This window comes from Rhodoblastus sp. (assembly GCF_041915505.1).
In the GTDB taxonomy this organism is placed as follows: domain Bacteria; phylum Pseudomonadota; class Alphaproteobacteria; order Rhizobiales; family Beijerinckiaceae; genus Rhodoblastus.
The window spans coordinates 1-9,740 of sequence record NZ_JAYSBG010000118.1; the positions used below are offsets into that span (position 1 = coordinate 1).

At 64.0% G+C, this 9,740-nt stretch carries 10 protein-coding genes and 1 pseudogene; 4 read left to right on the forward strand and 7 right to left on the reverse strand.

The features are described 5' to 3' along the window. Positions 1-905: MBOAT family protein (locus ACE3S9_RS09350; protein WP_374546181.1), on the reverse strand; the 905-nt coding region annotated here is incomplete at its 3' end. Between the two features lie 305 nt (positions 906-1,210). Here ACE3S9_RS09350 and ACE3S9_RS09355 point away from each other — a divergent pair. Beyond that, positions 1,211-1,333: a hypothetical protein gene (locus ACE3S9_RS09355; RefSeq protein ID WP_374546182.1), complete on the forward strand. Its 123-nt coding sequence runs from the start codon at positions 1,211-1,213 to the stop codon at positions 1,331-1,333. Positions 1,334-1,367: 34 nt separating this feature from the next. On the opposite strand, the gene ACE3S9_RS09360 is transcribed toward ACE3S9_RS09355, so the two are convergent. After that, positions 1,368-1,811, reverse strand: a complete 444-nt coding sequence (locus tag ACE3S9_RS09360) for a hypothetical protein (protein WP_374546183.1) — start codon at positions 1,809-1,811, stop codon at positions 1,368-1,370. Between the two features lie 22 nt (positions 1,812-1,833). Here ACE3S9_RS09360 and ACE3S9_RS09365 point away from each other — a divergent pair, with 22 nt between their 5' ends. The 3 genes from ACE3S9_RS09365 (at position 1,834) to ACE3S9_RS09375 (ending at position 4,948) form a co-directional block, all read left to right on the forward strand. Beyond that, on the forward strand, positions 1,834-2,337 hold the full coding sequence (locus ACE3S9_RS09365; RefSeq protein WP_374546184.1) for a hypothetical protein: 504 nt from the start codon (positions 1,834-1,836) through the stop codon (positions 2,335-2,337). 156 nt (positions 2,338-2,493) lie between these two features. Next, a complete protein-coding gene (locus ACE3S9_RS09370; protein ID WP_374546185.1) occupies positions 2,494-4,191 on the forward strand; it encodes a methyl-accepting chemotaxis protein in 1,698 nt (565 codons plus the stop codon). A gap of 295 nt (positions 4,192-4,486) precedes the next feature. Next, the gene (locus ACE3S9_RS09375; protein WP_374546186.1) at positions 4,487-4,948 is read left to right on the forward strand and encodes a low molecular weight phosphatase family protein; all 462 of its coding nucleotides are present in this window, start codon (positions 4,487-4,489) and stop codon (positions 4,946-4,948) included. Between the two features lie 41 nt (positions 4,949-4,989). Here ACE3S9_RS09375 and ACE3S9_RS09380 read toward each other — a convergent pair whose 3' ends face one another. From ACE3S9_RS09380 to ACE3S9_RS09400, 5 genes and pseudogenes are all read right to left on the reverse strand, one after another. Then, entirely contained in the window at positions 4,990-5,223 is a 234-nt protein-coding gene (locus ACE3S9_RS09380) for a hypothetical protein (protein WP_374546187.1), read from the reverse strand. Between the two features lie 134 nt (positions 5,224-5,357). Continuing rightward, positions 5,358-6,327 (reverse strand): annotated as a pseudogene (locus ACE3S9_RS09385) (glutathione S-transferase family protein). A gap of 172 nt (positions 6,328-6,499) precedes the next feature. Continuing rightward, on the reverse strand, positions 6,500-7,405 hold the full coding sequence (locus tag ACE3S9_RS09390) for a helix-turn-helix domain-containing protein (protein ID WP_374546188.1): 906 nt from the start codon (positions 7,403-7,405) through the stop codon (positions 6,500-6,502). 140 nt (positions 7,406-7,545) lie between these two features. Next, positions 7,546-8,598 carry an alpha/beta fold hydrolase gene (locus ACE3S9_RS09395; RefSeq protein WP_374546189.1) on the reverse strand — a complete coding sequence of 351 codons (1,053 nt, stop codon included), beginning with the start codon at positions 8,596-8,598 and terminating at the stop codon, positions 7,546-7,548. A gap of 183 nt (positions 8,599-8,781) precedes the next feature. Continuing rightward, the coding region (locus tag ACE3S9_RS09400; RefSeq protein ID WP_374546190.1) for a helix-turn-helix domain-containing protein at positions 8,782-9,740 on the reverse strand (959 nt) is incomplete at its 5' end.

The following is a 9,740-nucleotide window of genomic DNA, read 5'->3' on the forward strand; positions in this document are numbered from 1 at the left end:
CGATTGCCGCCGAGCGGGATGTAGAGATAGTCGCGGAACCAGTTCGACAGCGAAATATGCCAGCGCCGCCAGAATTCCTGAATGGAGCGGGCGCGATAGGGATAGTTGAAATTTTCGAGGAAATCGAAGCCGAACACCCGCGCGAGGCCAATCGCCATGTCGGAATAGCCGGAAAAATCGAGATAGATCTGCAAACTATAGGCCGCGATGCCGAGCCAGGCGACGCCCGTCCCCAATTGATCGCCTGGCAGGCCGAAGGCGCGGTCGGCGATCTCGCCGAGCGGATTGGCCAGAATCATCTTCTTGCCGAAACCGGCCAGCGCCCGCTCCACGCCGGACACGGCGAGATCGAACCGCTCGCGGCGGCCGCGCAACTGGTCGCAGATGTCGTGATAGCGGATGATCGGGCCGGCGATGAGCTGCGGAAAAAAAGAAATGTAAAGCGCGAAATCGACCGGATTTTTCTGCGCCTGCGCGTCGCGGCGGTAGACGTCGATCACATAGGACAAAGCGTGGAAGGTGAAAAAGGAAATGCCGAGCGGCAGATGCGGCGCGTCGAAATTGACCGCTGGCCAGCCGCCCATCGCCGTCAGACTGTTGAACTGGGCGACCATGAAGCCGGAATATTTGTAGAAGCCCAGCAGGCCGATATTGACGGCGACCGCGCCGGCTATGACCAGCCGCGCCGCCGCCGGCCCGCGATATTTTTCGAGGATCAGGCCGAAAATCCAGTTGAGCAGGATCGAGGCCAGCATCACGAAGACGAATAATTGCTCGCCCCAGGCGTAGAAGATCAGACTCGCCGCCAGCAGGATGGCGTTGCGCGCCAGCCGGGGGGCGCAAAAATACAACAGCCCCGTCAGGGGCAGGAACAGGAAGACGAAGATGGGGGAGCTGAAAACCATGGACCGCGCGACGTCTGCACCCGCCGAAAAGCGGCTTCGCGACGCCGCTTAGCATATTTTCGCCGGCTGCGAACGCCTCTTTACGAGCCGCTCCGCCCACGCTGGCAAAGCCGCGAAAGTGGCCAAAAGCGTTCTGCGGCGCCGCAAAGGCGAGCGATCGCGTCAAGATTTGGTTACGCCTACGCGCCGTTAACCTATTGGGTCCGGCTTGGTTAAGGGCGATCTCATCTTTCCCGGATAGAACAGTCTCGAAAGGGCCGAGGCGCGGTCGAGCGCGGAAGCCGATCCTTCGAGGAGTGAGCGCGATGCGTGGATTTCTGTCGAATTTCGTTGAGGGCCAGACCGGTCCGAGCAATCTGGACTATGCCCTGATCGCGGCGGTCGTCTGCGTCGTGATGGTCGTGGCGCGGACCTTCGCCGGCGTGTGAGCCGCATCGTCGCTGACGCCCCTCGCGGGGCGCGTCAGGGCGCCGCCGTCGTCATCCCCGCCAGCGTCGCGTGCATGTCCGCGCTGGAAAAGGCGATGAAACAGGGATGGCTGAGGCTGAAAATGACGAACATCGCCAGGCTCAGCGCCACGCTACGGGACGCGATTCCGATCAAAGAGACGGGATTGCGCGGCGCGATCAGGCCGAAAACACCGAAAATAATCATCAGCCAGACGATCAATATGACGTCGAACGCCGTCGAAATCTGCAGGCGGTCGTTCTCGATCGCGATCATGCGGCCTCGAATGACCACCCGGTAATCCTCGACACAATCCTCCCGCGCCGCGCTGTGAAAGGCGTCCGGCGGTGGAAGACAGCGAATGCGCAGATAGACCTCGTGCAAGGCGTCGCCCAGCTCACGGCTTGGCCCTGTCTGCGGCAGTCCGGCGACATCGGGATAGCGCCGCCCGCGCGACACTCACCCCACGTTCGAGGACCAAATGAACCGCCTCGACCTTGAGCTCCCGACTCTATCGTCGTCTCGTCGCGCCACCTCCAGTCTCATCCAATATCTTTTCTCGGTATCGACGAAACCGGCAGCGGGCCGCGGCGACGGCGCGCCTTTCGCCCGGCCCGATGAGCGCGGCGCGAAAGGGCGTTTCCGTGCCGGCAAAGCCATTCATTGCCCGTTCAACCGGCCTGGCCTAGCTTGGGATCGCTCTTTCCACTTCCCGCAGGAGCCACCAATGCAGACGCTTGATCGCCGCGGAATGATGCGCGGATTCCTTCTTGTGACCGCCGCGACCGCCGCGGGCATGACCCTCGGCGCCCAGGCGGGCGAGGCCATGCCCTTGAGCGCGGCGCCTCTGGAGCCGCACGGCGCCGCGCCGGCCGGCGATATGATCCAGAAAGCTCAGGTCGTCGTCGTTGGGCCGCGACGCCGACGCCGCTGGGTGTGCTGGTGGAGCCGCGGCCGCCGCGTCTGCGGCTGGCGCTGGTTCTGACCCCCCACGCGACCCCGAACGAAAACGCACGCCCCGGCCGCCCGGGGCGGGCGTTTTGTTTTTGAGAGTCGCCGCTTCCAGGCGGCGGCCACGCCAGCCTCTCGCAAGCCTGCGCTGCTACCAGAGCGTCATCCTTCCCCTTTCCGGCAGCAGAAGATGCGATTCTGGCGAAATTGGACGATCGGCGCCAAGGTCACCGCGATTGCGGCGGCGATTTTCCTTGTTCTTGGCGGCATGGGCGGTCTGGCGCTCTGGCGGATGAGCGCGATCAACGCCAAGGCGGCGGAAATCCGCGGTGTTTGGCTGCCCTCCGTCGAAAGGATCGGCAAGCTGCGGCACGCCTTGGTCCGTTTCGGCCGCACCGAGGACGAACTGCTGCTCGCTTTGTCCACCCGCGAAGACATCGACGCCGCGGCCCGCGCCTTCAAGGACGCCGAAACCGCTGTCGATACGGCCTATGCCGATTTCAGACCCTTGATCGCGTCCGCGACGGAGGAGGACTCCGTCATGGGCCAGTTCGCCGCGATCTGGCCGACGCTGCACGCCTCGACCCTCGCGACCATGGAGCGCGCGCGCAACGGCGATCTCGCCGGCGCGATCCACGCCGCCCGCTTCGAGGACACGGCGACGCGGCTGAAGGCGCAGGCCCTGCTGCTCAAAGCCGCGGATTTCAACGAGGCCGCGGGCCGAAAAGCCGCCGATGAGGGCGCGGCCATCTATGAGGCGACGCGCCATCTGCTGCTTGCGGCGCTGGCAAGCGCCGCCTTGTTCTGCGCCGTCATCGCCTTCGCGCTGATCGCCGGCGTCGCCCGGCCGCTGGCGAAAGTGGCCGCCGCGATCGAACGCCTGACGCGCGGCGATCTCGATGTCGACGTTCCGGACGATGGCCGCCGCGACGAAATCGGCGGCGTCGCCCATGCGCTGAGCGTCTTCAAGGCCAACATGCTTCGCGCCCGTGAACTGGAGGAAGCGGCGCGGCAGGCCAGCGTCCGGGCCGAGCAGGAACGGCGCGCCGCCGCCCACAAAATCGCCGAAGATTTCGAAGACGCGATCCGCTCCATCGTGACGGAATTGTCCCGCGCCGCCGCCGATTTCCAAGGCGTCGCCCGCATCCTGTGCGATTCCTCCGTCGAGACGGCGGCCCAGGCCAAGGCGGTTTCCGAAGCGTCGGAAGCCTCTGCCGGCAATATCGGCTCGGTCGCCTCGGCGACCGAAGAGCTGAGCTTTTCGGTGAAGGAAATCAACGAACAGGTCGACCGCTCCCGCCAGATCGCGGACGGCTCGGCGCAACAGGCGGAAGCCGCCAACCGGCAGATGATTGAATTGTCGCGCTCCGCCGAGCGCATCGGCGATATCGTCAGCCTGATTTCCGACATAGCCGGGCGGACCAATCTGCTGGCGCTCAACGCGACCATTGAGACGGCGCGGGCGGGCGAGGCCGGGCGGGGGTTCGCCGTCGTGGCCCAGGAGGTCAAGACCCTGGCGGAACAGACCGGACGCGCGACAGCTGAAATCACCGCGCAGATCGGCGACATCCAAACGACCGCGCAACAGGCTGCCGACAATATCGGCCGGATCGTCCAGACCACCGAGGCCGCGGCCAAAGTGGCGGGAACGATCGCCATCGCGGTCGGCCAGCAGGGCGCCGCCACGTCCGAAATCGCGCGGAACGTCCAGCAGGCCTCAAGAGGCGCGCATTCCGTGGCCGATAATATCGGCGGGGTGCTGCAAACGGCGCAGAACGCCTCCACGGCCTCGGCGCAAATGCTCGCCTCCGCGCAAGCCCTGTCGCGGCAATCGACGCGGCTGGACGAGGAGGTCAACGCCTTCCTCGCCACCATTCGCGCCGCATGACGGGGCTGGAGCGCGAGGAAAGCGGGCAGCGTCCGGCCTAGCCGACGCCTGGATCGCGACGGCTCGCAGCGCCGGTCTTGAAATCGTCATGGTTTGCAATCATCCTGACTGCAATTCAGCTTCTTCCAAGAGGCTGAAGCGCATCGAAACGCCTGCCCCGGATGTACGGGCAGGCGTTTTTCTTTTGTCGCGGCTCTTCTACTTTCATACTTATTTTTTCTTCAAACGTCGTCAAAACTACAAAATGCCATGTCATTCGTATTAGCTCATACAGAAGTACAAGCAGGCGCAAGCTGTGAAAGTCGTTCTCTTCCTTTGTACGGGCAATTACTATCGGAGCCGGTTCGCCGAAGAATTGTTCAACTTTCGGGCGCCCGCCCAGTGCCCGGGATGGATCGCCCTCTCCAGGGGGATCGCGGTCGATCTCGGCAGCCATAATGTCGGTCCGATCGCGCCGCAGGCGACGACCGGGCTTCAGCAGCGCGGCGTGCCGTTCGACCCGACGGCGGCGCGCATGCCTCGCAGTCTCGAAATCAGCGATCTCGATTCCGCCGACAGCATTATCGCCTTGAAATATGCCGAACATTTTCCGCTGATGCGGGATCGGTTCTTCTCGCGGCTCTCCGCCAATGAAATCGCGCGAATGGAATATTGGGACATTCACGACATCGACGTGATGTCCTCGGACAAGGCGCTCCCCCTGATCGAGGAGCGGCTCGACGATCTGATGACCCGGCTACGCGGCGACCGGGCCTGAAATCGGGGTTTCGCCAGGGATTCCAAGCGTCCGGCGAAGGCTCAGCCCCATTCTTTCAGGCGATTGATCAGGACGAAATCGGTCACACCGTCCTGCTCGGCGATATAGGCGCGCGCCTCCTCCGACAGCCGGTCGACCAGCTTTTGCTTGTATTTCTCATTGTCGGGGTCGAGCACGAGCGTCGTCACGACGACCAGCACGCGGCGCTCGGATCCGTCACGCGATTGCATCCGCCAGATTTTCGCTTTTTTCGCCAAGGGGTGAGAAAAACTCATCGCGGTCTCTCCTTGCTGCGCCCGAGCGCCAATAACAGCCCCGTTGTGACCGCGCTATGACAGATAGATTTTTCATGATCAGATTCAGAGGCGTGATCCGGCCCACCCGCGTTTTTAACGCCCCCCGGCCCCGCTCACGCAGCGTCGAGGCCAAGATCCGACAGATCGGGGCCGAGCGGGACGATTCCATTCGGGTTGAGCGCCTTGATCGAATAATAGCCATGCTTGATATGATCGATATTGACCGTCTCGCGCAGGCCCGGAATCGCCAGCATGCGCTTCAGCCAGACGGTCAAGGCGGGATAATCCCGCACCCGCCGCAGGTTGCATTTGAACAGGCCGTGATAGGCGGCGTCGAAGCGGATCAGCGTCACGAACAGGCGGATGTCGGTCTCGGTGAGCCGGTCGCCGAACAAAAAGCCCCCCCTGCCCCGCCAGCCGCGCCTCCAGCGCATCGAGCGTAGCGACGACCTCGGCGAATGCCTCCTCATAAGCGATCTGCGTCGTGGCGAAGCCGGCGCGATAGACGCCATTGTTGAGGCTCGGATAGATGACGTCGTTCAGCGCGTCGATTTTCTCGCTCAAATCCGCCGGATAAAGGTCCAGGCTCTCGTCTGCCAGCGCGCCGAAGCCCGAATTGAACATGCGCAGAAGATCGGCCGATTCATTGTTCACAATGGTGTTGCGCCGCTTGTCCCACAGCGCGGGGACGGTCGCGCGGCCGGTAAAGGTCGGATCGGCGCGGGTATAGACTTCATGCAGGAAGGTCGCGTCCTGGATCGGATCGCGGTCGGCCCCCGGATAATCGCCAAAGCGCCAGCCTTGATCCGTGAGCGTCGGCTCGACGATGGAGACCGAAACGACGGCGTCGAGCTTCTTGAGCTTGCGCGCGGCCAGCACGCGGGACGCCCAGGGGCAGATATAGGCCGCATAGAGATGATAGCGGCCCGGCTCGGCCTTGAAGCCGCCCTCGCCGGTCGGGCCAGCGGCGCCGTCGGGCGTCACCCAGTTGCGAAAGGACGAAATCTGGCGAACGAAGCCGCCCTTGGCGTCCTTGGCCTGCACCGGCTGCCAGTTATCCGTCCATTTGCCGTTCACGAGCATGATTGCGCTTCCGTCGATCGCCCGCACAGGCGCGAGGACGCGCGGCGGGCTCGCCGCGACCATATTGGTTTCGGGAAGGGACGCAATGCCGTTGCTGTTACAAGCCGGGCGGGTCGGTTGAAGGGCGAGAACGGCGGGAAAATCCCTGCCTTCGAGCTGGTCGCGGCCGACGTCAGGCCGGACTCGTCGCGCTCCTGCCGAATTCCTTGCGAAAGGCGGCCGGCGTGCGATCGCGGCTGCGCAGGAACAGCCGGGTCAAATGGGCCTGGTCGGCGAAGCCACAACGCGCGGAAATATCCTTGATCGGCAAAGTCGAAAAGGCCAGCAGGCGCTGGGCGCGCTCCAGCCGGCGCTCGATCACATAGGCATAGGGCGCCCTGCCGGCGGCGCGCTTGAATTGCCGGGCGAAGGCGCAGGCCGGCAGGTTCACCAGTTCGGCCAGGGTCTTCAGATCGATCGCCTCGTCGAGATGGGCGTCGATATAATCGTCGATCCGGCTTTTCTGGCGCGTATCGAGCCGGCCGCCCGGCAGCTCGCGCCCGGGCGTCACCGAGGCGTAGCGGCGCAGCAGATGAATGATCATGCCGCGCGCCAGCGTTTCCACATAGAGCGGTCCGCCAAGCCCCTGCGCCTGGGCTTCGGCGGCGATCGCCCCCATGGTGAACAGGATCGCCGGGTCTTCGAGATGCAGCACGTCGGCGAGCGTCACATCGACAATGGGACGCTCCATGATTTCGCTGGCGACGTCGAGCACCAGCTCCGGCGCGAAATAGACATGGGTGACGTCGATGGTTTCGCTCCAGAACCAGTGCGATTGCTCGGCGCGAGTGAGCAGAGAGACGGCGCCGGGCGCGCAATTGGCGTGCGACCATTGGCCGTCGAAACGACGCTGCATCGGCGTCGCGCCGAGGCGATAGCCGACGATCATGAAATCGCGCATGGCCGGGACGATCACATCCTGGCCGAGATAATGATAGCTGCGCAGAAAGACGTTCTTCCAGCCCAGAGCGTCGCTCGCGCAGAGCACCTCGCCGGGCACCCATTTGGGCAGGTCTTCGGGCGGCGTCAGAGCACCCATTTTTTCTCCTCCCTGCGCCCTTGTCGTTTTCGACTTGTTTGGGCGCTTGCGCCGATGCGGCGGCGCGAAATCCGCCGCATCTTTTTTTATCAGAGTCGCATGCGCGCGCCTTTTGTCAAAGTCTTGTCGCGCGGAAAGGCTCAAGCCGGCGTGGCGAGCAGCTCCGCCAGATTTTCATCGACCTGCCGCACATAATCGGCGTCGGTCCCGAACAGGCCGAGATGGCCGTCCACCGTCTTCAGTACGCGTAATTCGCCGCCGGGGATCAGCGCCGCCTCGCGCGCGCAATCGGCCGGCGGGAAGAACATGTCGGTCTCGATCGGCATGACGAAGGTCTTGGCCTTGACCCGCTTCAGCGCCGCCGCAAGGTCGCCGCCGGTGTGCCGCGAGACGTCGGCGCGCTGCCATTTCCAGGCCATGCAGAGCAGGTCGTTCGGGTCCATCGCGCCGAAATAGCCGTTCATGAAGCCGTCGATGAAGGAGTCGATGGTCTCAAAACCGAGCGCCTTCGGCCGCTCGCGGACGTAGAATTCCGGGCTCCAGCCCATTACCGACCATAGCTTGGCCTGGGCGCGCAGGCCGGCGGCGACATCCGACGAGGCGCCGTAATTTCCGCCGTTGAATTTCGGATCGGACAGCAGGGTCTCGCGCACGGAGTCGGCGAACAGGAAATCGTGATCGGTGGTCCGGGCGGTTCCCGCGATCGGCGCGGCGCGGCGCACCATATCGGGATAAGCCACCGCCCATTCATAGGTTTGCTGGGCTCCCATCGAGCCGCCCGTCACCAGAGCGAGACTGTCGATTCCGAATACTTCGGTCAGCAGCTTGTGCTGCGCGCGCACGTCGTCGGCGATGCGGACCTTCGGAAATTTGGCCATGCCGATCGGGCCGTTGCTGTTGTGCGGCGAGGTCGAGAGGCCATTGCCGATCTGGTTGACGATCACGATGAAATATTTGTTCGGATCGATCGCGCGGCCTTCGCCGACATAGACGTCGCTCATGATTTTCGACGTGCCGGAATACCAGGTGGTGATCAGGATCGCATTGTCCTTGGCGGCATTGAGCTTGCCGAAGGTCGAGACGGCCAGCTTGCAATCCGCAATGGCGCCGCCCTCCTCAAGGGCGAAATCGCCGATGTCGACGAGTTCGTAAGGGCCGTGGACATCCTGGCTGTAATAGGAATTGACGATCACTCTTTCCTCCCGGTTTCTTCTGTTCGCGGCGCGCTTTGCGGCGCCTTTGCCTGTGCTTTGTCCCCGGCCCCGCCGGCGGACATGCGGATCGCGAACCGCGTCGCCGAGAACAGCATTGTGGCGCAGGACGCGCCGCCTCGCGGCGGCGGAAAATGTCCGAATTCGGCGGAAGTTTGCGTCAGCTCAGCGGTCGCGCGCGCGGCCGAGCGTGCGTGAGGGCAATTCGCCGAAGCGGCGCTGATAGGCGCGGGCGAACATGCCGAAATTGACATAGCCCCAGGCGGAGGCCACCGAGGCCACGGTCTCGCCAGGCCCGGCGGCGAGCAGCGCGTGGCGCACGCCCTGCAATCGCTGCTCGCGCAGAACGGCGCCGGGCGTGGTGTCGCGGAAGCGCCGGAAGGCGTCGGACAAGGCGCGCACGCTGACGCCGGCTTCCCGCGCCACCTCCGAAATGGTGGGCGCGCGGGCCGCCTCGGCGCGGATGAAATTCTCCGCCCATTTGACATGGCGCGGCGCGGCGCCCACCGTCTCGCGCGTCAGGCTGATATCGGCGCGTTCGGCCCAGTTGCGCAGCAATTCGACGCAGATCGCCTCTTCGAGATGGGCGCCGACCCGCCCGCTTTCCATCTTTTCGGGCGCTTCGGACAACAGCCGGGCAGCATATTCGAGCAGAGCCATCCAGCTCGATTCGCCGCCGCCGAATTTCACCTTCTCGCGCCACAATCTCTCGTCGGGCGCGACGTCGAACCAGGTCCGCGCGATCTCCTCGACCACGTCGTGAGGAATGGTCAGATTGATCTGGAGATGCCGGCCGTCGCCTTCGAGCCAATATTCGGCCCGGCTGCAATCCGCCACGAAACTTTCGCCGCGCGCGGTGACGGCGCTGTCGGAGAGGCCGACCGAATGGCGCAAATGGCCGCGCAGCGTCGTCAAGACGATGATCTTGCCCTCGACGGGGTCGAACTTGCTCAGATGGATCGGCACGCCATAGCTGAACCGCGTCACCACGATGCGGTTGATATTGGTGGCGTACATGATCGAATTCGGGCGCAGGTTCTTCCCGATCGGCTTGCACAGATAGGGCATGTAGAAACGATTGGCGAAGTCCTGAACCTCCTCCCAATCGTCCGAATTCGTCTTGC

Bases quoted from the DNA above. Each gene is read 5' to 3' on its own strand.
- ACE3S9_RS09355 (WP_374546182.1), top strand. From the start codon at position 1,211: ATGCGTGGATTTCTGTCGAATTTCGTTGAGGGCCAGACCGGTCCGAGC.
- ACE3S9_RS09370 (WP_374546185.1), top strand. From the start codon at position 2,494: ATGCGATTCTGGCGAAATTGGACGATCGGCGCCAAGGTCACCGCGATT.
- ACE3S9_RS09365 (WP_374546184.1), top strand. From the start codon at position 1,834: ATGAACCGCCTCGACCTTGAGCTCCCGACTCTATCGTCGTCTCGTCGC.
- ACE3S9_RS09390 (WP_374546188.1), bottom strand. From the start codon at position 7,405: ATGGGTGCTCTGACGCCGCCCGAAGACCTGCCCAAATGGGTGCCCGGC.
- ACE3S9_RS09380 (WP_374546187.1), bottom strand. From the start codon at position 5,223: ATGAGTTTTTCTCACCCCTTGGCGAAAAAAGCGAAAATCTGGCGGATG.